Source organism: Paracoccus caeni (genome assembly GCF_016629665.1).
Classification (GTDB): domain Bacteria; phylum Pseudomonadota; class Alphaproteobacteria; order Rhodobacterales; family Rhodobacteraceae; genus Paracoccus; species Paracoccus caeni.
This window is the reverse complement of sequence record NZ_JAEPRQ010000001.1, coordinates 1,019,765-1,045,487: the sequence shown is the minus strand read 5'-3', so window position 1 is coordinate 1,045,487 and position 25,723 is coordinate 1,019,765. Positions and strand designations below refer to the sequence as shown.

Below are 25,723 nucleotides of genomic sequence, written 5' to 3'. Positions count from 1 at the left end.
AACCAAACCGTCAGTGACGGAACCGGAGCCGTTCTGGATGGTTCCGGTCCCATAGGCAGATCTACTGACGACCGAGAATATGAGACACGTTGTCACAATTGCAGCCGTCGCCGCTTTGGCAGGCGTCACGGCGCTGGCCCACAACCTGTTCGGCAGCGGACAGAGGGATGGGCCGGTGGCGGCATCGCCTGCCGCCATCGAGGCAGGCATCACCCCCACAATTGTCGGCTTCAGCGCCGGCGATGTGCCGCCGCGCGATTCCATTCACCTGATCGATCGACCCGGCAAATATGGCCTTGGGCCAGAGCTTCCGGGCAGCCACTATGCCATCGTCTCGAACACGCTGGTCCGGGTGGATGCTTCGTCCTTCAAAATCCTCTCGGTTTTGCGCAGTCACGCCGAAGTTCTGGACTGATCCTTCCGGCAGAACCTTGCCCGTCCCCGCAAGCTACGGAACCGATGCCGCAGGAAGGCGGTTCATTCCTCAAGTCAGTCAAGGAAGTTACTGTGATGAAGGCTCACAAGCCGGTTGCGCTGGCCGCAATCCTGGGCGTGATGATCGTTTCCGGCCTCGCCACCGCCCAGTCACCCGAAGACACGGAAATGGCCGTTCTGGAACAGCCCGGCTCGGCTGAGGCGGGTGAGGTCGCGGTGGGCGATGTCGTCTCGCTTGAGCAGGCGGTGATTGTCGAGCAGCCCGAGGATTACGGGCTTGCACTGGCCCCCGAAGGTGATCGCTATGCGATCATCAACGATATGCTGGTGCGTATCGATCCCGAGAACGGCAAGATTTTGTCGATCCTGCGGCCTGTTGAGGGCCAGTGATAGGGGGCCTGATCCCTACCCCTCCAGCAACGACCGTGCCGCCGCAACCGCCGCGTCGGTGATCCGGTCACCCGACAGCATTCGCGCGATCTCATCCACCCTTTGCGGATGATCCAGCGCCGACACGCCCGAGGTGGTCATGCCGTCGGCCACCGTTTTCGCCACCCGGAAATGGCTGTTTCCAAGCGCCGCGACCTGCGGAGAGTGGGTCACCACCAACACCTGCGCCGTATCCGCCAGAACCTTCAGCCGTCGTCCCACGGCATCCGCCGTCGCGCCGCCAACCCCGCGGTCAATCTCATCAAAGATCAGCACCAGCGCATCATTGCCCCGCGCCAGCGATACCTTGAGCGCCAGCAGAAACCGCGAAAGCTCACCGCCCGAGGCGATCTTGTCCAAAGGACCGGCAGGCGCGCCGGGATTGGTGGCGACGGTAAAGGCCACTGCGTCCTGCCCGTCCGGTCCCGGTTCGGCGGCAGAGACGATGGTCTCAAACACCGCGCGTTCCATCTTCAGGGGTGCAAGCTCGGCCGATACGGCCTTGTCCAACTGCCCCGCCGCCGTCTTCCGCGACTTGGACAGCAGCGCCGCCGCATCCTCGTAACGGCGCGCGGCCTCATCAGCGCGTTGGCGCAGATCGGCGATCATGCTTTCACCGGCATCGATCCGACCTAGCCTCTGGCGCAGCTCATCCGCCAGACCGGCCAGATCGTCGGCCAGAACGTCATGCTTCCGGGCCAAAGCGCGCAGGGCGAAAAGCCGCTCTTCGGCGGCTTCCAGCGCGGCGGGATCGAATTGCATCTCGCGCAGCGCATCCTCGACCCCGCGATGCGCCTCGCCCAGTTCGATCAGCGCGCGCGACAAGGCCGAGATCGGCTCGTCCAGACGCCCCTCGGCCCGGTCGGCGGCACCCTCAAGCCAGCGGTTCGCGTCCAGCATCGCGCCCTCGGCCCCCTCACCGCCCAGCATCTGCAAGGCGCGGGCGACATCGCCGCGAATACGTTCTGCCGCCTGCATCGCGCGGCGGCGTGTGTCGAGTTCGGCCTCCTCCCCCGCAACGGGGGCGAGATCGTCCAATTCCTTCACCGCATGACGCAGGAAATCCTCTTCGCTGCGGGCGGCGGCCAGACGCGCCTCGGCCTCATCCAGATCGCGCAAGGCGGCGCGACGTTCGGCCCAGGCACGCCGGGCGGGTTCCAGATCCAGCCCGGCAAAAGCATCCAGCAACAGCCGGTGGCCGCGAGGGTTCAAAAGCCCGCGATCATCATGCTGACCGTGCAGTTCGACCAGCGCCTCGGACAATTGCCGCAGCACCTCGCCCGAGACACGACGGTCGTTCACATAGCCAGTCTTGCGCCCGTCGCCGCCATTCACACGGCGCAGGATCAGTTCGCCTTCGTCGATCTCGATCCCGGCATCCGACAGAACCGAATGGGCCGGATGATCCTCGGGCAGATCGAACACCGCCGTCACCTCGCCCTGCGCCGCACCTTGGCGAACCAGATCGGCCCGCCCGCGCCAGCCCAGAACGAAGCCCAGACAATCCAGCAGAATCGACTTGCCCGCCCCGGTCTCGCCAGTCAGCACGTTGAGACCCGGCCCGAACGAAAGTTCGAGCCGGTCAATCAACAGCATATTGCGAATATCAAGCGATCGCAGCATCTTGCGCCCCCTCAGGCGGCGCTTGGCATCACAGCCAGCGGCCCTGAATCATCTGGCGATAGACATTGGTCAGCCAGCTATCGCCACTTGCTTCCGGCGAAAGTCCGCGACCGCGAAGCTGGCGATAGGCGTCATCGTAGAAGGGCGAGGACTGGAAGTTGTGGCCCAGAATCGCACCCGCCGTCTGCGCCTCGTCATTCAGGCCAAGCGCCAGATAGGCCTCGACCAGACGTAACAAAGCCTCGGGCGTTTGGGTGGTCGTCTGGAATTCCTCGACCACGACGCGGAAGCGGTTGATCGAGGCGGCGTAATGGCCGCGCTTCAGGTAATAGCGACCGATCTCCATTTCCTTGGCGGCAAGGTGATCGAAGGCCAGATCGAATTTCAGAATGGCGCTGCGGGCATATTCGCTGTCGGGATATTCCTCGATCACCGTGCGAAGCGAGCTGAGCGCCTGGAAGGTCAGACCCTGATCGCGGCCAACCTCATCAATCTGGTCATAATAGGAAAGAGCCAGCAAATACTGGGCATAAGCCGCATCTTCATCGCCCGGATAGGTGTCGATGAACCGCTGCGCCGCGCCCCGCGCCTCTTCATAGTTCTTGGCCCGGTGGTTGGAATAGGCCTGCATGATCAGCGCGCGCTTGGCCCATTCGGAATAGGGGTAAAGCCGCTCGACCTCGCTGAAATAGAAAACTGCGTCTTCCGGCTTGCGGCTGTTTTCCAGCTCATACTCGCCACGCTTATAGATCTGCTCGGCGGTAAAGCGATCCAGATTCCGCCGCTCGGCATCCGATGAGGAACCAGAGCATCCGGCCAGCGTCATACCCGCTACGACCGCAGCCATCATGGTTGCCGATATTTTCGAGCGCGCCATATTCACCCTGCCCTACGATTCTTCTGAGCGGCCACCCGTTTCTGGCGCGGCTGCCGGCATCTCCTAGCACAGAACATCAGGGGGCGCAAAATGGCAATCCATTGAATTTCGCCATTGAAATACTATGGGACGCAGCGGCGAAAATCGGCTGCGGCCGCGCAAGGTTACGCGACCGCCCAATCATTCTGCTCTACGATGTAATTGGCCACACCGGCACCCGGCAGACGATCTTCCAGCGCGGGCGAACAGGTTTCCCATTCCCACGCCGTCGGGTCCGCAAACAAGGCCCGCAGCAGACGGTTCGTCATTGCATGCCCGGCGCGGTGGCCGGTATAGCGGGCCAGAAGCGGCGCACCGGCAAGGCCAAGATCGCCCATTGCGTCCAGCATCTTGTGGCGCACAGCTTCATCCCGGTGGCGCAGACCACCCGGCGACAGAACCTTCGCGCCATCAACGACGACCGCGTTCAGATAGGTGCCGCCAAGGGCCAGACCATTGCGGCGCATTGCCTCGACATCCGACTGCCGGCAGAAGGTGCGGCTGTCGGCCAGTTCGCGCAGGAAAGCGCCATTGGCCATGTCCAGCCGCTTTTCCTGATGACCGATGGCGGCATCAACGAAGTCGATGTCGAAATCGATCTGCAGGTGATCGGCCGGTTCCAGACGGGCAAAAGCCTCACCCTCGCGCACCTCGACCGGGCGCAGCACGCGGATCGCGCGCAGCGGCGCATCCAGCACCTCGATCCCCGCGCGCAGGATGCCATCGGCAAAGGGTGCCGAGGAACCGTCGAGAATCGGCACTTCCGGGCCATCGACGGTCACCAGCGCATTGTGAATGCCGGTGCCGACCAAAGCGGCCATGACATGCTCGACCGTGGACAGGGTGGTGCCCTTGCCGTCATCCATCAGCGTGCACAGCTTCGACGGGGTGACGTGATCCCACAGCGCCGGGATATCCACGGCGGGTTGCAGGTCGGTGCGGCGAAAGACAATGCCGTGGCCTGCAGGCGCGGGATGGATTTCCAGCCGGACAGGGGCGCCGCTATGCAGCCCCATGCCCGAGAATTTCACCATTTTTTTCAGCGTCGCCTGCATTTTCTGCCTGCCTTCAAATCCGTTAGCCGGAATCGATTGTTCCGACATCATTCCAGCTAGGACCGCTGACGGGCACGTTCAACTAACGAATTGTGACGGGGTGAAACATTCGCGGGCCGGTTATCGCCGACAATGCGAGGATGGCAAACAAGCCGCTGAAACAAAAAGAAAAAGAGCCGCCCGAGGCGGCCCTTTCCCTGCTCGATCGTATCGTTTTCGTGAACGCTATCAGTTCGCCTGACGACGCAGGAATGCCGGGATTTCGACATTGTCCTGAGCGCTGTCCGGGCTGGCCAGATCGTCAAAATCGGCTTCCTGCTGACGGGCACGAACCGCCACACGCTCATTCACGCGCTCGGAAATCGACGAGGCGGCGGGCTTTTGCGGGGCGGGTTGATCGCCGTGACCTGCCATCCGCTCCAGCATGCGGCCAAGACCGGCCATGCGGCTTTGGTTGCGCGGCGCTTCGGGTTCGGGGGCGCGTTGCTGCGCCTGCTGACGCTCACCGTGATGCTCGACCGCGCGGCGCAGACGCTCCATTACTTCCGGGCCGGGTTGACCACGGCCACCTGCTGCCGGGCGCGGCGCGACGAAGTCGTTGCTGTCATCCTCGATGCGGACGGCGGCGGCGCGGGTCGGCTGCTCTTTCGGCTGATAGGCCGGGGGCGGCACGTCATGTTCGACGCGGGCGGCAGGCTGCTGCTCGTGACGGATCTCGGCGGCGGGGGCCGGATTGCGGCGCGGCGGAACCGGCAGATCATCCTCGACCGCGACATCTTCCTTGCGGGTGACGGGCGGGTTCTGGGTCAGCGGTTCGGCCATGCTGCGGCGCGGGGCCGGAATATCGGCCACGGCAGCGCTGGCATCGATGCCGGTCGCGACCACGGACACGCGGATCGAGCCGTCCATATCCGGGTCAAGGGTCGAGCCGACGATGATATTCGCATCGCTGTCCACCTTGTCGCGGATCACGTTTGCGGCCTCGTCCAGCTCGAACAGGGTCATGTCGTAGCCGCCGGTGATGTTGATCAGCACGCCACGGGCGCCGTTGAGGCTGATTTCGTCCAAGAGCGGGTTGGCAATCGCACGCTCGGCGGCTTCCTGCGCCCGGTTCTCGCCCGAGGCTTCGCCGGTGCCCATCATCGCCTTGCCCATCTCGTCCATCACCGCGCGCACGTCGGCAAAGTCGAGGTTGATCAGGCCCGGACGGACCATCAGGTCGGTCACGCCCTTGACGCCCTGATACAGCACGTCATCGGCCATGGCGAAGGCTTCGGTAAAGGTGGTCTTTTCGTTCGCCAGCCGGAACAGGTTCTGGTTGGGGATGATGATCAGCGTATCGACGACCTTCTGAAGGGCTTCGACGCCCTCTTCGGCCTGACGCATCCGCTTGCTGCCCTCGAACTGGAACGGCTTGGTCACGACGCCGACGGTCAGGATGCCCATCTCACGCGCGGCCTGCGCGATGATCGGCGCGGCGCCGGTGCCGGTGCCGCCGCCCATCCCGGCGGTGATGAAGCACATATGCGCGCCCATCAGGTGATCGACGATATCCTCGATGGTCTCTTCAGCGGCCTTCGCCCCGATCGAGGGCTTTGCGCCAGCGCCCAGACCCTCGGTCACTTTCGGACCCATCTGAACGCGGCTGGTCGCCCGCGACCCTGCCAGCGCCTGCGCGTCGGTGTTCGCCACCACGAACTCGACCCCGTCAAGCTGCTTCTCGATCATGTTGTTGACCGCGTTTCCGCCAGCGCCGCCCACACCAAACACGGTGATCCGCGGCTTCAGCTCGTCTTCGTCGTTCATCATCAGATTGAGGTTCATGGGTTCCGCCTGTTTATTCACTGTTTTGTCGGGCCATATGCGCCTGCCCGAATCCCCGCATGTAGATAATCCTACCGGTTGAGGCAGGTCTCGTCATCCGAAAAAGCGGCTGAAACCACAAAATATGGCGGTCAGCAGCCTATTGCTTGGCGGTATCTTGCCATCAACGCAGAATGTGGTGAGGCGCGGCCCGCCCACACACATTCCAGAGCGTTGAATGCCTTACCAGTTATTCCTGAACCAGCGATAAGCCCTCCGAAGGCTGCGGGTCGGATAGCGGTCGGCGGGGATTTCGAAATCCCACCATTCGTCCTGCGGATGCGCCGCGAACAACGCCAGACCGACCGCGCTGGAGAAGCTGGGATCGGTCAATTGGTGCGCCAGCCCATCGATGCGCAGCGGACGCCCGCAGCGGATGTTGGGGCCAAGGATACGCGCGGCCAGCCCGTCCAGACCGGGGATCTGGCTGCCGCCGCCGGTCAGCACGATCTGCTGGCTGGGAAGCGAGTCAAATCCAGCCGCATCAAGGACTTCGCGGACACCTTCCAGAATCTCCTCGACCCTCGGGCGCATCACGCCGATGACATCGCCACGGCTGACGGCACGACGGTCGGATTCCCAATCGCCGGTATCTCCGCCCACCTCGATCATGTCGCGATCATCGCGTCCGGTGGCCTCGACACCGCCATTCAGGGTCTTCAGACGCTCGGCCACAGGCAAGGACACCCGCAAGCCTTGGGCAATATCCTGCGTGATCAGGTTGCCGCCAATTCGAACATTATCCGAGAAGATCATGTGTTTGCGGATAAAAACTGATACGCCGGTTCCGCCGCCACCAAAATCGATGCAGGCCCCGCCCAATTCCTGCTCATCCTCGACCATCGAGGCACGGGCCGAGGCATAGGAAGCCGAGGCAATCCCCGCCAGTTCCAGATCACAACGGCGGATGCACTGGATCAGGTTACCGATGGCGTCGCCATCGACGGTCAGCACATGCATGTCGCAGGCCAGCTTGTTGCCGACATGATCGCGCGGATCGGCAAGCCCGCTGCGGTTATCCACGGCGAAGTTCACCGGCTGAGCATGCAGCACTTCGCGCCCGCGCCCGAAATCCGGCGCATCGCAGGCGGCCAGAACCGAGGCGATATCGTATTCATGGACCTTGCCCGCCGCCAAGGAAATCTCACCCGCCAAACCGTAAGAGGCCGGACGCCCGCCAGACAGGCAGGCAATCACATGATCCACCCGCACGCCCGCCACTTTCTGCGCGGCGGTGACCACGGTGCGGATCGCCCGTTCGGTTTCGGCCATGGTCTCGATCTCGCCCCGGCGCACGCCGCGCGACCGGGTCGAGGCCGCGCCGATCACCCGGAAATTCGCCTGCCCTGCCATCGGCCCGACACCGTCGGTTTCGCGGAACGTGCCGGTGCCGTCAAAGCGCAGCACCAGACAGGCGATCTTCGAGGTGCCGATATCAAGGATGCCGATCACACCGCGTTGCAGGGCTGCGCGGCGAATATTGCGCATGGCGCGCTGCGTTTCGTAAAGCTCTGGCATCGGCTCAGCCCCCCTTGTTTTCGTCTGTGATGATCCGCCCGTCAGGCCCCAGAAGAGGCTGCTTGCGGGCTTCTCGGATGGTGTTTCTGGCATCGATGCCCAGGCGCAGAACCGGCTTTGACGGATTGCGCAAATCGACCACGCTCAGATCGCGGCCCAGCATATCCTGCGCCCGGTCCAGCGCGACGGCGGCTTCCAGCGCGATCTGCGCACCGTCCGCAGGCAGCATGATCCGCTGACCGTGATCCAGCACCAGATCCCAACGCCGTTCACCCCGGCGCACCAATCCACGCACACGCGGCAGGATCGGCCCGGCGGCATCGAACAGCGCCAGAGCTTCGTCCACCTTCAGATCGGCGCCTTCTCCGGTGATCAGCGGCAGATCGCTGCGCACATCGCGCGACGTGACGCTGGCCACCCGGTGCCCGGTCGCGTCCAGCATTTCGATCCCGCGCGCATTGCGCCACAGAACCGCAGGCTGACGCTCTTTCACCACCGCGGACAGAATGCCGCCGGGCTTGATCCGCAGATCGATCGATTCAATCGCGTCAAGCTGCATCACCTGAAGCCGCAAAGCCGCCAGATCGATTTCGAAGCTCGATGCAGGCAGATCGACCGGCAGCATCGACCGCAGCGCCTTGTCCACGACGGGCGAGGCACCCTCGACCGTCATCATCTGGACCTGAAACTCCTTGCGGCTTTGCACCTTTTGCAGAATGGCCGTCAGATCCTCGTTCAGCGACGCGCGCCGGTCATCATCGGACAGCCACAGGCCAGCGATCATCGCGATCAGAAAGGCCGGAAGCCCGATCCGAACCACCCGGCGATAAAGCGGCTTCAGCCACATCCGCTCCAGCCGGTATTGCAGCCGCGAGGGCGCCGGATCGCGCTTCACCCGCGGCGCCTGCTGGGGCTGCGGTTGCGGCTGACGGCTCGGACGGTGATCGGTGATCAGCGGCACAGCGCATCCTCCACCATCCAGCGCATCAGCGCGGGGAAATCGATGCCCACCTTCGCCGCCTGTTCGGGCGCAAGCGAAGTGGGGGTCATACCGGGTTGCGTGTTCACCTCCAGCAGGAACAGCCCGGCAAGACCGCGCGTCTCGTCCCACCGGAAATCGGTGCGCGAAAGCCCCTTGCAGCCAAGCGCCTGATGGGCCCTGACGGCATAGTCGAGGCAGGCCTCGGTGATCTCTGCCGGAATATTGGCGGGAATTTCGTGGCGCGAACCGCCGGGCTTGTACTTGGCATCGTAATCATACCAGCCGTCGGTGATGATCTCGGTCACCCCAAGCGCCCGGTCGCCCAAGACCGCCACCGTCATCTCGCGCCCCGGCGCATAGGTTTCGACCATGACCCGCGCGGGCATCGCATCCGACAATTGCGGCGGCTGATTGGCGCCGTCATGGATCAGATAGACGCCGACCGAAGAGCCCTCGTCATTCGGCTTCACCACATAGGGCGGCTGCATCACATGGCGGCTGCGCACCTCATCGGCATCGGCGATCAGGCTTTCCAGCACCGGCAACCCCGCCTCGCGCAGCGCCAGTTTCGAGCGGGTCTTGTCCATCGCCAAGGCCGAGGCCAACACACCCGAATGGGTATAGGGCAGGTCCATCCATTCAAGGATGCCCTGCACGCAGCCATCCTCGCCAAAGCGGCCATGAAGGGCGTTGAAGACGACATCGGGGGCAAGTTTGCTCAGTTCCGCAACGACATCGCCGCCGCGATCCTTGCCGAGGATCACCTCGGTCACGTCATAACCCGCCACCCGCAGTGCAGCCGCGCATTCGCGACCGGAAGACAGGGACACCTCGCGCTCGGCCGAGGGGCCACCCATCAGGACTGCAACGGTGTGGGCTGTCCTGCTCGACCTGCCCGCCACTTTTCGCCTCTTCTTCCCGGTTGTTCCGGGTTTTCGTAGCCATGTCAGTCTTTTAGACGACCGTTCATGCCTGCTGTTCGTTCTGTATAACCCACATTAGCCGACAAGCCCGAATCACAAAAGAGCAATTATCGTCGTTCAGCGGAATATTTCCGCGACTCCAATCGCTTGCGACGTTCTTGGCGGCAACGCATATTCCGCGCGGAAACACCATTGGATTTCAAAGATGAACATGATTCCCGGCAAGAAAATGATGCGCCTTTTGGGCCTGACCATGACCGCAGCGCTGCTTGCTGCCTGTTCGAGCGGCAATAGCGTCCATTTCAGCGACAGCAACAAAGTGACGGTCGGCGATTACAACGTGAAATGGGCCGATGCATCGGCATTCGGCAAGCGCGATGACGGACTGACGCCGATCATGTTCATCATCACGCCGACGGTCACCGGCAGCGACCGCTCGGCATCGCTTGCCGAGCGTCAGAGACTGGCGCAAGCGGCGCTTGAGACAAGCTCGCGTTGCGAATGGGCACGGTTCGATCCGGCGGTGAACGCGCAATATACCTCGATGGCGGGTGGCGCAGATTTCACCCTCTACGCCTTGGCACGCTGCCGGTAAGCCAAGGGGTAAAGCAGGGTGGCGCGGAAACGGTTCCGCGCCATTCAGCCCTCGTTCGGATCATCCCCCGGATCACCGACCCGGATGACTTCCCATTGCAACTCATGGCCGCTGTCTTCCAGCACGCGGCGGCGGACCAGCTCGCCCAGGGCTTCCAGTTCCGCAGCCGTCGCCCCGCCGGTGTTCAGCAGGAAATTCGGATGCTTTTCAGACATTTGCGCCCCACCCCAGCTATGCCCACGCAGACCGGCACGGTCGATCAGCGACCATGCTTTCAGGTCATGCGTATCGTCCTCGCGTCCCGTCGAGCTGAAGCCTGCGGGGTTGCGGAAGGTTGAGCCGGCGCTGCGTTCCTTGGTGGGTTGGGTTTCGTCGCGCTTGGTCAGTTGGGCGGCCATTTTCGCGTGCAGCGCATCGGGGTCGCCGGGCGTGGCGCGGAAGGTGGCCTCGGTGAGGATGCAGCCTTCGGGCAGGTCCGAATGGCGGTAGGCGAAGTTCAGGTCGGCGGGTGTCAGCGTGATCCGGGTGCCGTCGCGGGTGATGGCTCGGGCCTCGATCAAATGGTCGGCAGTATAGCTGCCATAGCAGCCCGCGTTCATGCGAATGGCGCCGCCGATGCTGCCCGGAATGGTGCGCAGGAAAGTCAGATCAAGCCCCGCATCCGCCGCGCGCCGCGCGACATGGGCATCCAGTGCCGCAGCCCCTGCTGTGACATTTTCTCCTGCGGTTTCAATGCCATTGAAGCCACGGCCCAAGCGAATGACGACGCCGCGGATACCGCCGTCGCGGACAATCAGGTTCGAGCCGACGCCAATCGGAAAGACTGGCACGGCGGGGTCCAACGCGGCAAGGAAGGACGCGAGATCATCGTCATCGGCGGGCTGGAAAAGCCAGTCGGCGGGGCCGCCGACGCGCAGCCATGTCAGGGAATCGAGCGGGCGGTTCGGGGTCAGCGTGCCGCGAACGGGGGGCAAATCGAAGGTCATCCGTTCTGGTAGCCAGCCGCGGCAGAGGCGTCAATATCGGCGCAACGGGGGTGATGACATGTTGCGTAGCTCCGGCAAGGATCGGCCAGCAAATGCTGGGTTTTCGGCTGCACAGCGCGTCCACCGGGCATGCACAGGATGTACACAGGGCGTACACAGCTTGCGAACGGTGGGTTAAGGGGTTGTTAAGCCTTCATCGGTGTTCGAAAGCGGAGGCCGGTGCCCGACCGCGGGTGGGTACTGCGACAGATGCTCCTGCGCACTTTAAGGCGCCGCGCCCGCCGTACGTCTTTGTGGCGTGGGCGGGCGCTCATAACACCCTAGCCAGTTGCTTCAGTGCCTCAACAAGTTCCATGAATGCTGACTGGTTCACGACAAAATACGCAACACCTGCACGTACCATCCATTTCCCGGCAGAGCTTCCGATCTCTTTCGCTGTAGCCTTCAGAACCTCATCGCCAAGAGTGGCGCAATATGCCGCTATTGCTGTCACGGTCGTTGCGACGCTTTGCGCAATGTGACGAAGGAGCGATCGAGAAGGTTTGGATTTCTGCAGCGCTTGTTCCGCCTCGTCCAGAACGTCGACCAATCTGTCGATTTCGTGGACGGGCTCATTCACAAGTTCCGGCGGATTATTGTGCCCTCGATAAGCGAGCGGGATCGCCTCAGTATCCGACGCTTGCAGTTGCGCCTTCAGATCACGGACCTGAGCCAGGAGCCTGTGGCGTTCAAGCGTGTTTCTGATTTCTCGATCCAGTCTATTACCGCCCTCGTTCCACAGATCGTCGGGGATCAGCGCGATGTCACGTAGCAATGCCCAGTCCTGTGGACGGCCATCAAGCGCGGCCTGATACCAATCGCGCCAGAAATCGCCTGCCGGGGTGCTTCGTAGTACGGGAATACTGGCCTGCCACTGCTCTGCTAGGGGACTGACATCTGCCCAGAGCGGCACAGTATTCACGTCCCTGCCGACGACGAAGGCGTGAACATCCATTGCTATAGAATTCCAGTAACCCTGAGCGGACACATTGCGGCGGGCTAAGGTGGCGAGAGCGTTGTTGATAACAAGCAAAGCGCCGTCGACGAGGTATCCCGTAAGGTGAATGTCCGCAGCGCGGATAGCATGGGCGGCGCCGACAGCGGTGTTGATGGATATGTAGGCGCGATAGGCGAGGCCTCTTTCGGTACTGAAGCCGACACCCTCTGCGGCGGACTCGACATTATGCGCCGAGCGAACGGCAAGCTCGGTAGCCTCTCTGATCTCCGGGGTAGGATACGCTTTCGCAACGCCGAGGATCAGATTCAAACGCAGGATCGGGGTCGCGGTCACATGGCGTTCTTGCGCCCAAGGTCCAGACATCGCTGCGATGCTTAGCGGCATTAGGCGGAGTGCGGCCCGATGGACGATCTCAAACGCATCGCCTTGCGGCCGTGTCCGCAGCCATGCTTCAAGGCTGTCTCTGTCGTTAATCCGGGGCAGATCGCTCATGCGAGGAAAATCACCTCTTGGCAGGCGTTCGGCAAGCTTTTTTAATGGTTTAGCGCGCGTTTCGCGGTGCTGTCATGCGCCCGCTTACTCAATCGCGCTGAGGATCAGCCCGGCCAGCGACAGAAGCACGTAGATGGCAATGTCCCATGGTCGCGAGGGTGGGCTGTAGATCGTCACCATCTGCTTTGCCACGCCGCGTTGAAACTGCTGGTAAAGCCAGCGGAGGATAACGCCTGTGCCAATCGCGCCCGCGCAAAGTCCAAGAAGCATGGCGAAAAGTGCGCCGATGAGGCCCGCCAGATAGTGACCGGATTTGCCCATCGAAATCGCGTAGCAGCCGAATGCCGAGCCCGCCAAGGTGCCGAAACCGATTGCCAGCGGCAGCCATGTTCGGGACGAGACGCGGATGATGCCGATGGCCATTGCGCCAAGCGCCAAGGCGATCGGGACGGCGTAAAGCAGAAGCTCCATGGTGCGACCTCAAACAGGCATACTGAAAATGATACAGAAAATCGGAAGAAACACAAAAATCGACGCCAAGGGTTTATCCGTAGGACCATCGCCACGCGGCGTCGCTTACGGCATTTCCCCCTGTGCCGGAGGGGTCGGGCGGCGGGCCGTGCCGCTGGGCAGGGTCACAAGCAGGATCAGCCCGACCGCGAAAGCGCCGATGCCCATGATCGGGCCCCAGTAAAGCGTCAGCCAGCCCAGGATGGGCACGCCCACCACCACCATCGCGCGCAGTGCGTGGCGGCGATATTCGGCGCGCAGCATCGGGATAATCCAGACCAGCAGCAGCCACAGGGCTGGCAGCGCAAGGGAAAGAAGTTCGGCCCGGCTCACGCAGCCGCGCCTTGAAGTCGCGCGGGCAGCGCATTGGCCCAGGTCGAGATCGTGCCCGCGCCAAGGCAAACCACCATATCGCCCGGACGGGCCTGTTCGCGGACCAGCCGCTCAAGATCGTCCTCGCTGATGATGGCGCGGGCATGGCGGTGGCCGTGGGCGATCAGCCCGGCGACCAGATCGTCGCGAGAGGCGCCAGGGATCGGGTCTTCGCCTGCCGAATAGACCTCGGCGATGGCGACGACATCGGCTTCGTTGAAGCAGGTGCAGAAATCCTCGAACAGGTTCGACAGGCGCGAATAGCGGTGCGGCTGATGCACGGCGATGACGCGGCCCTGCGTGGATTGCCGGGCGGCTTTCAGCACCGCCGCGATCTCGACCGGGTGGTGGCCGTAATCGTCGATGATGGTGACGCCGTTCACTTCACCCACCTTGGTAAAGCGGCGGCCGACACCGCCGAATTTCGCAAGCGCCTCGCGGATTTCGGATTTCTTCATGCCAAGGTGACGGGCCACGGCCACGGCGGCCAAGGCGTTCGAGACGTTGTGATCGCCGGGCATCGGCAGGGTGCAGCCCTCGATCATCTCGATATCGCCGGTCTCGGTCGGGCCTTCGCCTTGCAGCGCGATGTCGAAATGGGCGATGCCGTTCTGATAATGCAGGTTCATCGCCCGCACATCGGCCTGCGCGTTGAAGCCGAAGGTGACCACGCGGCGGTCGGTCAGTTTCCCGACCAGCGCCTGCACTTCGGGGTGGTCGGTGCAGCAGACGGCAAGGCCGTAGAAGGGAATGCCGGATGCGAAATTCAGAAAGCCCTGACGCAGCGCATCGAAGCTGCCCCAATGCTCCATATGCTCGGGGTCGATATTGGTGATGATGGCGATGTCGGCAGGCAGGCGATTGAAGCTACCGTCGCTTTCATCGGCCTCGACCACCATCCACTCGCCCGCCCCGGCCCGCGCGTTCGAGCCATAGGCGTGGATCACCCCGCCATTGATCACCGTCGGATCGATGCCGCCAGCGTCCAGCAGAGTCGCGACCATGGTGGTGGTGGTGGTCTTGCCGTGAGTTCCGGCAATGGCGATGTTGGATTTCATCCGCATCAGTTCAGCCAGCATCTCGGCCCGGCGGACGACGGGAAGGCCACGGCGGCGGGCCTCTTCCAGTTCGGGATTGCCCTTCTTGATCGCGGTCGAGATGACGATCACCGCCGCCTCTCCGATATTCTCGGCGGTCTGGCCTTCAAAGACGCGGGCGCCAAGGGTTTCCAGCCGGTCGGTGATCTTCGAGCGTTTCAGATCGCTGCCCTGCACCTGATAGCCAAGGGTCAGCAGTACCTCGGCGATGCCCGACATGCCGATACCGCCGATGCCCACAAAATGAATCGGACCCAGTTCGCCGGGCAGTTTGGTGGCCGCGTTCATGGCATCATCTCCGTGACGATTTCATAGAGCCGCCGCGCCGCATCCGGGCGTCCAAGCGACAAGGCCGCGCGGGCCATATCGCTGGCACGGGCGGGGTCGGTAAGAATTGCGCGGATGTCGCGCGTCAGGCTTTCCGCGTCAAGGACGGATTCCGGGTGGACAAGGGCCGCGCCCGCCTCGGCCAGCGCCTGAGCATTGGCGGTCTGGTGATCGCCGGTGGCGATGGCCAGCGGGATCAGGATTGACGGGCGCCCGACCACGGTGATGTCGGCAAGCGAGGATGCGCCCGACCGGCTGATGACCAGTTGCGCCTGTGCCAGCCGTTCCGGCACATCGGTAAAGAAGGGCTGCACCTCGGCCCGGACACCTGCATCCGAATAGGCGCGACTGACGCGGTCGGCATCCTCGGCGCGGGCCTGATGGCTGATATACAGGCGCTGACGCAGATCGTCAGGCAAGGCTGCCACGGCTTGCGGGACCAGATCCGACAGGACGCGCGCCCCCTGCGAGCCGCCGATGACCAGCAGGTGCAGATCGCCCTGCCCCGGCGCGGTATAGGGTGCGGCGGCGAAATCCAGCACGGTGCCGCGGACCGGATTGCCGGTATGGACGCCCTCGACCCCCTCAGGGAGTTCGGTTGGCCATGTGCCGCAGGCCACCCGATCAACGCGGCGCGCGAAGAGACCGTTCACGCGGCCCATCACGCCATTTTGTTCGTGGATCATGCGCGGCAGGCCAAGGGTCAGCGCCGCCGACAGCGCCGGAATGGTTGGATAGCCGCCAAAGCCGATCACCACACTGGGCCGGTCACGGCGAAATTCGGATCGGGCTGACAGCACGCCCGCGGCGATTTTGAACGGCGCGGCCAGCTTGCCCAGCACACCGCCGCGCGACGTGGTCGCGGATTGGACCACGCTGCGCTGGACCTCTTGCGGGAAATTCCCAGCATAGCGGGCTCCGCGTTCATCGGTGGACAGCTTGACGCGCCATCCTTCGGACAGCAGCAGTTCCGCCAAAGCCTGTGCCGGAAACATATGGCCGCCGGTCCCCCCGGCGGCGATCAAAGCAAGCGGAGCCGCCATCAGCCTCTCCGCCGCAGGATCTCGGCCAGTTCGCCCTGCGGGCGCGAGCGGGTCAGGGCCAGCAGCATACCAAGCGCAATGCCCGAAGCGATGACCGACGAGCCGCCATAGCTGACAAAGGGCAGCGTCATCCCCTTTGCGGGCAGCAGCCGCACGGCCACACCCATATTGATCAGCGCCTGCACACCGAAGGCGCAGGCAAGGCCGGTCCCGGCGATGCGGGCGAAGGGATCACGTTCGCGCAACATGCGAAACAGCGAGCGGATCACGATGGTGCAGTAAAGCGCGATGATGGCGAGGACCAAGATGGTGCCGTATTCCTCGGCCGCGACGGCGATGATGAAGTCGGTATGGGCATCCGGCAGCGACCATTTGACCGAGCCTTCACCGACGCCGACGCCAAAGAAGCCGCCGTCCTGAATGGCCTTGGTGGCATAGCCGATCTGGGTGCGCGGATCGATCTCGGGCGAGAGAAAGCCGTTGATGCGGCGGGCAAAGTGTTCCGATGCACCATAGGCGAAAGCCCCCCCCATCACCGCCATACCGGCCACGCAGAGCAGCAGGAACATCGGCGCTCCGGCGACGAAATACATCACCAGCCATGAGAACAGGACCAGCGAGGCTTGGCCGAAATCGGGTTGCAGCGCCAGAAGGACCACGATGATCAGCGCCACGCCGAAGGAATAGGTCTTGCCGGGAGGGCCGCCCACCTCTTGCGAGGAGGCCATGAACCACGCGCAGATGGCGACGAAGCCGGGTTTCAGAAATTCCGAGGGCTGGATCGAGACGAAGCCAAGGCTTAGCCAGCGCGTTGCCCCCTTGCCGAAATCGGTGCCGATGATCGGCAGCGCCGCGATCAGCAGGAACGAGGCCAGAAAGCCCAAAACCCCGATCCGCCTGATCTGTCGCGGCGACATCATCGAGATCACCAGCATCACGACCAGCGCGACACCGCCGAACATCGCCTGTCGCTCGACATAGTAAAAGCGTGGAAGGTTGTTCTTTTCTGCCAGCGGAACCGAGGCCGCCAATCCCAGCAACAGACCTATGGCAAACAGGCCCAGCACGCATGCAAGGGACCATTTGTCCAATGTCCGCCACCAGCGGGGAAGAATCGGATCACCCGCCCTTACGGGCGTGGCGCCAAAGACCATCTCGGTCATGGGAATACCGCCGTCACTGCCTCTGCCTTGTCCGGTTTCTCCGGATCTAAGGGGCAGCATAGCGCGAAAAATCCTGTCGCGCCACAGTCGATTGCACCGGCCCTTCCGGCCAGCAAAAGCGGGGATTTTCGATAGCCCGGACAGCAAAAGACCCCCGTGGGAGGGTCCGGGGGTCATACTGGTCACGCTACGCACGATTTCAAAAACTGGCGAAACAATCTTCAGCTTTTGCCATCGGTTGCGGGAAATCTATGTTCCCTGAGATCGGTTTCCATAGGTAAGGATACCTATTGTCTGAGGGCGCGTCTGACAGGTGGGACAGGTTATCGCGATATGCCATGGCTACGGTCGTAGCCGTTGGGCAAAGGTGCCCGCCATCCCTGGGGCGGCGACAGCGGGCGGTAAACCTGCACCAGCAGCGGATAACAGGCGGCGGCGTCCGAGGAATGTTCGGCGCTGCAATCGCCTCCGGGACAGGCGGACAGGGCACCCAAAAGGTCGATCTCGGCGAAAAATTCCAGATGATCGCCGGGCCGAACCGGGCTGGCCTTCATCAGATATTGGCCGGTCTGGCGCGAAAACCCGGTGCACATGAACACGTTCAGCACGTCATGGACCAGCGCCTCGGCCCGATCCTGCGGCAGATTGCGGGCATCCGACAGCGCGCGTGTCAGGTTCGAATGGCAGCAATGATGATATTGGCCGCCCTTTGACAGCAGATTATGCGTGTAGGGATCGCAGCGGGTGCCGATCACATCATGGACGCCGCAGCCATATTGGTCGAAGCCATACCAATCCAGCGTGTCATTGGTGATCGTGGCCAGCGGGCGCATGGTCGGGAAGGATGACCACAGCCGCGCGCCGGTTGTCAGGTGGGTGCCGTGAAGGGCGCGGGTTTTGCCGGAATAGAAGCGCTCGGTCAGGTCAGCGGACCAGAGGTTGAGGTCGCCGACCTGTGGGCCTTCAGTGCTGATGATGCGGAAGAAATGACCGGCGGGAATATCAAAGCAACGCGCCTCGCGCGGCGGGACGATGGTTTCCGAGATCATCTGCCAGCCGTCGCGGGCGGCGCGATAGGCCGCAAGATCGACAGGCGGCAGGCTTTCGGTCGGGTAGCAGGTCACGGGGGCGATGGCACGGCGGGCATCGGCATCGGCGGGTGGGGTGTGATCGCGGGTCATGGCGGCTCCTTCGCCGTGCATGGTGCCGGAAATAAGCTGAGGTGCAAGGGTGTGGGCCGGTCAGAGCGGAGGGCAGTGCCGGTCCGTCGGTTGGGCACTACAACAGGTGTTCTTCACACTTTATGGTGCCAGCCCGTCCTCCCTCCCTGTTGTGCGAAACATCACCGAAGTGCCCGCCCGGTGGGACGGACGGGCACTGCCCGGCGGTGCCTTCGGCACCTTGTTCCGGGCGGGGACTCTTCATTCGACGGAAGGCTCAGCCCAAGAGTGCCAATCCGGGGAAAGTCTCCAGAAGCCAGAAGCTGAATTCGGTGAACGCGCCGGTGATCAGCATCACCCCGACCACGATCAGCAGCACACCCATGACCCGCTCGATGGTTTTCAGCCAGGGCTTGATCCGGTTCATGACGGCAATCGCGCGATTGATGAAAATCGCGGCCAGCAGGAACGGGATGCCAAGGCCAAGCGCATAAACGGCAAGCAGCGCGGTGCCGCGGGACATTTCGCCGCCCGTCGCGGCCAGCGACAGGATCATGCCAAGCTGCGGGCCGATGCAGGGGGTCCAGCCGAAGGCGAAGGCGAGGCCTAGCACATAGGCACCGAACGCGCCGCCATCCTGCTTGCCCGCCTCGATCCGGGCTTCCTGATCAAGGATCGGGATGCGGATGATGTGCAGGAAATGCAGGCCCATTACGATCACCATCACCCCGGCAGCCTGTGCCAGAAGATGCTGATATTGCAGGAATGCGCGCCCGAAGGCCGAGGCCGCGAAGCCCATGACCAGAAAGACCGTCGAAAGGCCCAGGACAAAGAAACAGGCGGGAAGGACCGCGCTGCGCTCTCTCGTTTTCAGGCCATTGACGCCAACGCCGGTCATATAGGCCAGATAGGGCGGCACGATGGGCAGAACGCAGGGCGACAGGAATGACAGCACACCGGCCAGCAACGCCACGAAAGCGGCGGGCAGAAAGGCGGCGGTGGCAAGTTCGATTCCCAACATGGCGGGCACTTTAGCGAAGGATCGCGCGGGCGACAGGGGCCAGTTTGTCACGCCTTCGTGGGCGGCTAACGAAAAAGGCGCGCGACAGATGCCGCGCGCCTTTCAAAATCAGTTCGTAAAGATCAGCGACCCGCCGACCACCAGCCGCGCCGTTTAGGGCGATCCGGGTCGGCTGCGGCCTGCGGAGCGGCCTCGGCGAGTGCCGGTTCAGGGGCCGCTTCGGGTGCAGCCTGCTCTTCGGCTTCGGGCGCAACCGGCTCTGCGGGGGGCTCGGCCACGGGCTCTGCCGCAGCTTCTTCCGCTGCAGGCTCGGCTTCCTCAACCACGACTTCGGCGACCACGTGATCGGCGGCGTGATGGACCAAGGGTGTCTCGATCACGGCGGCGACCGGGGCGGCGACGGCCTGTTCTTCGGGTTTCGCAGCCTCAGCCTTCGCGGCTTCGGGGCGCAGGTTCACGCCCGGAAGTTCGTCGGCCCGGCTTTGATCGACGTGATCGCGCAGGTCCACGACTTCGGGCAGGCCGGCCTTGCCGGCTTGCTCATCCTCGCCCCCACGCTTGCGACCGCGAGAGCGCGAGCGCGACCGACGGCGGCCACCCTCGGCAGGTTCTTCCGCGGCTTCGACTGCCGGGGCTTCCTCGGCAGCTTCGGCGGTGCCGGTCTCTTCGGCGACCTCAGCGTCATCGCCCTCGGCTTCTGCCGCGACGGCATCGCCTTCGGCGTCATCCCCACGCTCGCCATTCTTCCGGCGACGACGACGGCGACGGCGGCGCGAACGGCCCCCCTCGTCTTCCTCGTCATCAGCGCCACGAGGCCCGTTTGCAGCAGCGGCTTCCTGCTGCGGCTCTTCGGTCACTTCCTCGGCATCCTCGATGATGTCGAGATCGTCCTCTTCATCATCGATCTGCGCCATCAGATCGGCATCGACACCCAGAACCGGGGACGAAACTTCGGGGACGTTGCGGGTCGCGGTCTTGAACTTCTCAATCGCATAATCGGGCGAGATCAGCGTCGGATCAGCTTCAAGCCTGACCGACATGCCGTAACGCGCCTCGATCCCTGCGACATGTTCGCGCTTGGCGTTGATCAGGAAGTTGATCACCGCAACCGGCGCCTTGACCAGAACCTCGCGAGAGCGTTTGCGAGTGCCCTCTTCCTCGATGGCGCGCAGGATGGTCAGCGCAAGGCTGTCATCGCTGCGGATCAGGCCGGTGCCGTGGCAATGCGCGCAAGGCTGCGTGGTCGATTCCAGCATGCCGGGGCGCAGACGCTGACGGCTCATCTCCATCAGGCCAAAGCCCGAGATGCGGCCGACCTGAATCCGCGCACGATCCGATTTCAGCTTGTCTTTCAACCGCTTCTCGACGGCGGCGTTATTGCGACGCTCTTCCATGTCGATGAAGTCGATGACGATCAGACCGGCAAGGTCGCGCAGGCGCAACTGACGCGCCACCTCGTCCGAGGCCTCAAGGTTGGTCTTGAGCGCGGTTTCCTCGATCGAGCCTTCCTTGGTGGCCCGGCCCGAGTTCACGTCGATGGCGACCAGCGCCTCGGTCACGCCGATGACGATATAGCCGCCGGATTTCAGCTGCACGACCGGGTTGAACATCCCCGAGAGATAGCTTTCCACCTGATAACGGGCGAAAAGCGGCATCTGGTCGGCATAGTTGCGGACATTCTTGGCGTGGGACGGCATGATCATCTTCATGAAGTCCTTGGCCACGCGGTAGCCGCGATCACCCTCGACGATCACCTCGTCGATATCCTTGCCGTAAAGGTCGCGGATCGAGCGCTTGATCAGATCGCCCTCTTCATAGATCGCCGCAGGAGCGACAGATTTGAAGGTCAGGTCGCGGATCTGTTCCCAGAGGCGCAGCAGATATTCATAGTCACGGCGGATCTCGGTCCGGGTGCGCTGGCTGCCGGCGGTGCGGATGATCAGGCCCGCGCCCTTTGGCACGTCCAGCTCTCCGGCGATGTCCTTCAGCTTCTTGCGGTCGGCGACATTGGTGATCTTGCGGCTGATGCCGCCGCCACGCGCGGTGTTGGGCATCAGGACGCAATAACGACCGGGCAGCGACAGATAGGTGGTCAGCGCAGCACCCTTGTTGCCGCGTTCTTCCTTGACCACCTGGACCAGCATGATCTGCCGGACCTTGATCACTTCCTGAATCTTGTAGCGGCGCGGGCGCGGCTTTTTGTGGCTGCGGGTTTCCTCGGCCACGTCCTCTTCGGCGATCGACTCGATATCCTCGTCCTTGTCCGAGGCGTCGAGGGTCGCATCATCGCTATCGCCATGATCATCGGCATCATGCGCATGGGCGTGAGATTCGTCGGCGGCTGCGTCCTCATCCACAGCGACCGGAGCGGCGTCTTCGGCCAGAACCTCGTCACCCGTCTCGGCGCGTTCTGCCTGCGGACGCGGCTTGCGGCGGCGACTGCTGCGGGCGGCCTCTTCGGCCTCCTGCGCCTCGGCATAGGCGCGTTCCTCGGCGATCAGCGCTTCGCGGTCTGCGGCGGGGATCTGGTAATAATCCGGGTGAATCTCGGCGAAAGCCAGAAAGCCGTGGCGGTTCCCGCCGTAATCGACGAATGCCGCCTGCAACGAGGGTTCAACCCGCGTTACCTTGGCCAGATAGATGTTTCCCGAAATCTGTCGCTTGTTTATGGTCTCGAAATCAAATTCTTCGACCTTGGTTCCGTCGGCCACAACCACCCGAGTTTCCTCGGCATGGGTGGCGTCGATCAGCATTTTTTTTGCCATTGTTATGTCTTTCACGCAAACGAATGCCGGGAGGGGCCGCTAGCCCCCACAAGCATTGATTGCGGTTTGTTGATGAGGACGCGGACCGCGCGGCGGACACGGCTTCACGGCGGACAAGGCGTGATGCCCGTCCCTCCCGATCCTGTCCGTTCCCTACACGCGTCATCGCGTCGGTTCCTTCATGAGGTCCGACGGCCAATGCCGGTCGAACCGTTGTCTGTCATCGTCCGGTCACGTTTGAACGCGCGCCTCGGACGGGCTTTCCCGCGTGGCACTTGCCGTCCGTGTTTTTCAGGAACAGAAATACCGCGCTGCGAAACTGTCGGCCTCATACAACCCCTGATTGTGGTGCATGACGCATAATCGCAACATAGAGGTTCCTTCGGGGCAATTTCAATGCCCAAAACATCACCATGTGATATTGGCGAATTCCAGCTTGTCACCTGATTGGCAAGATGATTGCGCCTAAGCCTGCGCCGGGCGGCATGCGCGGCTGATGCGGCGGCGCAACGTCACACCGCCTTAACGCTTCCTTCACGGTGCTGTCGCAGCCTCGGCCTATCCCGCAACCATCGGGACAGATGCGGAGGCAAGCCATGCCCGTCATCAGGATCAACGCCCCTGAGCGACCCCCGGCAGAGCTGCTGCGGCTGGCGCAGGCCTTGCCGCCGAACGCGCCGATCGTGGTGATGATCCACGGATACCGCTATTCGCCCGCCACTCCTTCGCACGATCCGCACCGCCATATCCTGTCGCTTGACCCCGAACCGGCGCTGCGGCGGTCCTTGTCATGGCCGCGCGCGCTTGGCTTTGGCAGCGGCCATGCCGATGAGGGGCTGGCGCTGGCCTTCGGCTGGGAGGCGCGGGGACGGCTGGCCGATGCCTATGCGCGGGCGGGCGCGGCCGGGGGCGATCTGGCGGCGCTGATTTCCGAGGTGGCGGGTGCGGCGGGGCGGCCGGTCGCGGTGATCGGGCATTCGCTGGGCGCGCGGGTGGCGCTTCAGGCGCTGCACCACGCCGATCCGGGCAGCATCGGCCGGGCGATCCTGCTGGCCGGAGCCGAGTTTCGCGACAGTGCCGCCGATGCCATCGCCAGCGAGGCAGGCAACCGCGCCGAGATCCTCAACATCACCTCGCGTGAGAACGACATCTTCGATTTCGGGATCGAGCTGTGGCTGGGACGGGGTCGGCGGCGGGTGCTTGGCTTTGGTCTCGACCAGCCCGCACGGAACTGGATCGACCTGCAAATCGACTGCAAAGACAGCCTCAAGGCTTTGGAACTGCTTGGCTTTCCGGTCGAGTGGGCTCCGCTGCGGTTGTCGCATTGGACACCCTATCTGCGGCAAGGGTTGTTCGATTTCTACCGCACCGCTTTGCGCCACCCGTGGGCGCTGCCCTTCCCGATGCTGAAAGCGCGCCTGCCCGGCGCGACCGAACCGCGCTGGTCACGCTTGCTGGCCAGACCGGCGAATGTGCGGGGGATGCGGGTATAGGGGCCTGTGAGCCTACGTTGCCGGGCGAATGCAAATTGCAAGACAGTTGCTGCGCCCTCTCCAAGAGACGCAAAAGGCGCGGTTTCCTTTCACCGGAAACCGCGCCTTTCTGTGTTCTCCGGAGAAGCCGCCCTTAGCTCCGCGAGCGCAGCAGACCCATGATATCCTTGGTTTTCGCAAGGATCGGCGCGGCGATTTCGTCGGCCTGATCCGCGCCACGTCCAAGGATTCTGTCGATCTCGGCAGGGTCGGCCAGATAGTCGGTCATCCGCCGGGTGATCGGCTCCAGCGCGGCGACGGCGACTTCGGCAAGTGCGGGCTTGAAGGAACCAAAGCCCTGCCCCTCGAACCGGGAAAGAACCTGATCGGGCGTCTCGTCCGACAAAGCGGCATAGATATTGACCAGATTGCGCGCCTCGGGCCGGTCTTTCAGGCCAGCCATGGTGCCGGGCAGCGGATCAGCATCGGTGCGCGCCTTGCGGATTTTCTGCGAGATGGCGTCCGCATCGTCGGTCAGATTGATCCGGCTGGCATCCGAAGGGTCCGATTTCGACATCTTCTTCGACCCGTCGCGCAGCGACATGACCCGCGTTGCCACACCCTCGATCAGTGGTTCGGTGATCGGGAAATGCTCGACGCCGTAATCATGGTTGAACTTTGCCGCAATGTCGCGGGTCAGCTCAAGATGCTGCTTCTGATCCTCGCCCACCGGCACGGCGGTCGCCTGATAGGCCAGAATGTCCGCCGCCATCAGCGCCGGATAGGCCAGCAGACCAAGGCTGGCATTTTCGCTGTTCTTGCCCGCCTTGTCCTTGAACTGGGTCATCCGATACATCCAGCCGACGCGGGCAACGGTGTTGAACAGCCATGCAAGCTCGGCATGGGCGCTGACCTGGCTTTGGTTGAAGAGCACCGATTTCGCCGGATCGACGCCCGCCGCCATGAAGGCCGCTGCCGCCTCGCGGGTGCGTGTTGCCAGAACGGCAGGGTCTTGCCAGACGGTGATCGCGTGCAGATCGACGATGCAATAGATCGTCTCGGCCTCTGTGTCCTGAAATGTGGCAAAGCGCTTCAGAGCGCCAAGGTAATTCCCGAGCGTCAGCCCCCCGGACGGCTGGATGCCCGAGAGAATGCGCGGGGTAAAGCGCGTGTTTGTCGTCTCGCTCATGTCTGGCCTGCTTGGATTTTCTCTGGCGGTGGCTTAGCTGTTGGCTGCCGCGACCGCAACAGTGAAGGACATCCGATGCGCCATAGCGTGAATTCGTCACCGATCAATCCGCTGCCCCTGCCGGTCTGGTTGCTGGCCCTGCCGGTCATTGCCAGCGAACTGGTGTTCCTGCTGGGCAAAACGGGGATGATCGGCGGCTCCGAGGGCGTCGGGTTGCGGCTGACGGCATTGCAGGCGACTTGGTTCACGCCGGAGATCATCCAGCATATCTGGCTTCGTGGCACCGTAGCATGGGACCAGCTTTACCGGCTGGTGAGCTTCAGCTTCATCCAAAGCTCTCTGACGCACGCGCTGTTCGTGGTGGTCTTTACGCTGGCCCTTGGCAACATGGTCGCGCGCGAGTTCCGGCCTTGGGCGGTTGTGGCGCTTTACCTTGGCTCGGCGATTGGCGGGGCGTTGATCTATACGCTGGCGGTCAGCCTGTTGCCGATCCGGCCCGGCCCGATCATCGGCGGCTATCCTGCGGTTTACGGGCTGGTCGGCGCGTTCACCTTTCTGCTGTGGACCCGGCTTGCCGCCGTTCACGAAAACCGCTTTCGCGCCTTCACGCTGATCGGGTTGCTGCTGGTGTTCCAGCTTGTCTTCGGGCTGGTCTATGGCGGCATGGGCTATGGCTGGATCGCCGAGATCGCGGGCTTTTTCGCAGGCTTCGGGCTGAGTTTTCTGCTGATCGATGGCGGCTTCGCCCGCGCGCTGCAGCATATCCGCGACAGATGATCCGCCCAAGGCC

Annotated in this window: 23 protein-coding genes; 5 read left to right on the top strand and 18 right to left on the bottom strand. The window is 63.2% G+C overall.

The annotated features are described in order from the left end of the window. Positions 1 to 79: 79 nt before the first annotated feature. On the top strand, positions 80 to 415 hold the full coding sequence (locus JJJ17_RS04940; RefSeq protein ID WP_200684187.1) for a hypothetical protein: 336 nt from the start codon (positions 80 to 82) through the stop codon (positions 413 to 415). Between the two features lie 95 nt (positions 416 to 510). After that, positions 511 to 825, top strand: a complete 315-nt coding sequence (locus tag JJJ17_RS04935; protein WP_200684186.1) for a YlmC/YmxH family sporulation protein — start codon at positions 511 to 513, stop codon at positions 823 to 825. Between the two features lie 15 nt (positions 826 to 840). On the opposite strand, the gene recN is transcribed toward JJJ17_RS04935, so the two are convergent. The 7 genes from recN to JJJ17_RS04900 all read right to left on the bottom strand — a co-directional run bounded on the left by recN (position 841) and on the right by JJJ17_RS04900 (position 9,678). After that, positions 841 to 2,487, bottom strand: a complete 1,647-nt coding sequence (recN, locus tag JJJ17_RS04930) for a DNA repair protein RecN (RefSeq protein WP_200684185.1) — start codon at positions 2,485 to 2,487, stop codon at positions 841 to 843. A gap of 28 nt (positions 2,488 to 2,515) precedes the next feature. Further along, positions 2,516 to 3,364 (bottom strand): outer membrane protein assembly factor BamD, encoded by an 849-nt coding sequence (locus tag JJJ17_RS04925; protein ID WP_267911088.1) that lies wholly within the window; start codon positions 3,362 to 3,364, stop codon positions 2,516 to 2,518. A 164-nt stretch (positions 3,365 to 3,528) separates the two neighbouring features. After that, positions 3,529 to 4,458 carry a UDP-3-O-acyl-N-acetylglucosamine deacetylase gene (gene lpxC, locus JJJ17_RS04920; RefSeq protein WP_200684184.1) on the bottom strand — a complete coding sequence of 310 codons (930 nt, stop codon included), beginning with the start codon at positions 4,456 to 4,458 and terminating at the stop codon, positions 3,529 to 3,531. Between the two features lie 228 nt (positions 4,459 to 4,686). Next, positions 4,687 to 6,282, bottom strand: a complete 1,596-nt coding sequence (gene ftsZ / locus JJJ17_RS04915) for a cell division protein FtsZ (protein WP_200684183.1) — start codon at positions 6,280 to 6,282, stop codon at positions 4,687 to 4,689. A gap of 222 nt (positions 6,283 to 6,504) precedes the next feature. Then, a complete protein-coding gene (ftsA, locus tag JJJ17_RS04910) occupies positions 6,505 to 7,839 on the bottom strand; it encodes a cell division protein FtsA (RefSeq protein ID WP_200684181.1) in 1,335 nt (444 codons plus the stop codon). A 4-nt stretch (positions 7,840 to 7,843) separates the two neighbouring features. Continuing rightward, entirely contained in the window at positions 7,844 to 8,800 is a 957-nt protein-coding gene (locus JJJ17_RS04905) for a cell division protein FtsQ/DivIB (RefSeq protein WP_325168764.1), read from the bottom strand. Further along, on the bottom strand, positions 8,791 to 9,678 hold the full coding sequence (locus JJJ17_RS04900; RefSeq protein ID WP_234463867.1) for a D-alanine--D-alanine ligase: 888 nt from the start codon (positions 9,676 to 9,678) through the stop codon (positions 8,791 to 8,793). The genes JJJ17_RS04905 and JJJ17_RS04900 overlap by 10 nt, the downstream gene beginning before the upstream one ends. A gap of 271 nt (positions 9,679 to 9,949) precedes the next feature. On the opposite strand from JJJ17_RS04900, the gene JJJ17_RS04895 reads away from it, so the two are divergent. Next, positions 9,950 to 10,339 carry a hypothetical protein gene (locus tag JJJ17_RS04895; protein WP_200684177.1) on the top strand — a complete coding sequence of 130 codons (390 nt, stop codon included), beginning with the start codon at positions 9,950 to 9,952 and terminating at the stop codon, positions 10,337 to 10,339. A 44-nt stretch (positions 10,340 to 10,383) separates the two neighbouring features. Here JJJ17_RS04895 and murB read toward each other — a convergent pair whose 3' ends face one another. From murB to JJJ17_RS04845, 10 genes are all read right to left on the bottom strand, one after another. Further along, the gene (gene murB, locus JJJ17_RS04890) at positions 10,384 to 11,325 is read right to left on the bottom strand and encodes a UDP-N-acetylmuramate dehydrogenase (protein ID WP_200684176.1); all 942 of its coding nucleotides are present in this window, start codon (positions 11,323 to 11,325) and stop codon (positions 10,384 to 10,386) included. 310 nt (positions 11,326 to 11,635) lie between these two features. Then, positions 11,636 to 12,814 (bottom strand): hypothetical protein, encoded by a 1,179-nt coding sequence (locus JJJ17_RS04885; RefSeq protein WP_200684175.1) that lies wholly within the window; start codon positions 12,812 to 12,814, stop codon positions 11,636 to 11,638. Positions 12,815 to 12,898: 84 nt separating this feature from the next. Beyond that, positions 12,899 to 13,285 carry a hypothetical protein gene (locus JJJ17_RS04880; protein ID WP_200684174.1) on the bottom strand — a complete coding sequence of 129 codons (387 nt, stop codon included), beginning with the start codon at positions 13,283 to 13,285 and terminating at the stop codon, positions 12,899 to 12,901. Between the two features lie 105 nt (positions 13,286 to 13,390). Beyond that, on the bottom strand, positions 13,391 to 13,657 hold the full coding sequence (locus JJJ17_RS20525) for a DUF2484 family protein (protein ID WP_200684173.1): 267 nt from the start codon (positions 13,655 to 13,657) through the stop codon (positions 13,391 to 13,393). After that, positions 13,654 to 15,081: a UDP-N-acetylmuramate--L-alanine ligase gene (gene murC / locus JJJ17_RS04870; protein WP_200684172.1), complete on the bottom strand. Its 1,428-nt coding sequence runs from the start codon at positions 15,079 to 15,081 to the stop codon at positions 13,654 to 13,656. Before murC ends, JJJ17_RS20525 begins: the two co-directional genes overlap by 4 nt. Next, positions 15,078 to 16,163 carry an undecaprenyldiphospho-muramoylpentapeptide beta-N-acetylglucosaminyltransferase gene (gene murG / locus JJJ17_RS04865; protein WP_200684169.1) on the bottom strand — a complete coding sequence of 362 codons (1,086 nt, stop codon included), beginning with the start codon at positions 16,161 to 16,163 and terminating at the stop codon, positions 15,078 to 15,080. The genes murC and murG overlap by 4 nt, the downstream gene beginning before the upstream one ends. After that, the gene (ftsW, locus tag JJJ17_RS04860) at positions 16,163 to 17,326 is read right to left on the bottom strand and encodes a putative lipid II flippase FtsW (protein WP_200684167.1); all 1,164 of its coding nucleotides are present in this window, start codon (positions 17,324 to 17,326) and stop codon (positions 16,163 to 16,165) included. Before ftsW ends, murG begins: the two co-directional genes overlap by 1 nt. Before the next feature lie 323 nt (positions 17,327 to 17,649). Continuing rightward, complete coding sequence (locus JJJ17_RS04855; RefSeq protein WP_200684165.1) at positions 17,650 to 18,507, bottom strand: urea carboxylase-associated family protein; 858 nt, start codon at positions 18,505 to 18,507, stop codon at positions 17,650 to 17,652. Between the two features lie 256 nt (positions 18,508 to 18,763). Continuing rightward, a complete protein-coding gene (locus tag JJJ17_RS04850) occupies positions 18,764 to 19,507 on the bottom strand; it encodes a cytochrome c biogenesis CcdA family protein (RefSeq protein ID WP_200684163.1) in 744 nt (247 codons plus the stop codon). A 122-nt stretch (positions 19,508 to 19,629) separates the two neighbouring features. Next, a complete protein-coding gene (locus JJJ17_RS04845) occupies positions 19,630 to 22,272 on the bottom strand; it encodes an Rne/Rng family ribonuclease (protein ID WP_200684161.1) in 2,643 nt (880 codons plus the stop codon). Between the two features lie 596 nt (positions 22,273 to 22,868). Here JJJ17_RS04845 and JJJ17_RS04840 point away from each other — a divergent pair. Next, a complete protein-coding gene (locus tag JJJ17_RS04840; RefSeq protein ID WP_200684159.1) occupies positions 22,869 to 23,765 on the top strand; it encodes an alpha/beta fold hydrolase in 897 nt (298 codons plus the stop codon). 133 nt (positions 23,766 to 23,898) lie between these two features. On the opposite strand, the gene trpS is transcribed toward JJJ17_RS04840, so the two are convergent. Next, positions 23,899 to 24,933 carry a tryptophan--tRNA ligase gene (gene trpS, locus JJJ17_RS04835; protein ID WP_200684158.1) on the bottom strand — a complete coding sequence of 345 codons (1,035 nt, stop codon included), beginning with the start codon at positions 24,931 to 24,933 and terminating at the stop codon, positions 23,899 to 23,901. Positions 24,934 to 25,008: 75 nt separating this feature from the next. On the opposite strand from trpS, the gene JJJ17_RS04830 reads away from it, so the two are divergent. Next, complete coding sequence (locus tag JJJ17_RS04830) at positions 25,009 to 25,710, top strand: rhomboid family intramembrane serine protease (RefSeq protein WP_200684157.1); 702 nt, start codon at positions 25,009 to 25,011, stop codon at positions 25,708 to 25,710. Positions 25,711 to 25,723 lie beyond the last annotated feature (13 nt).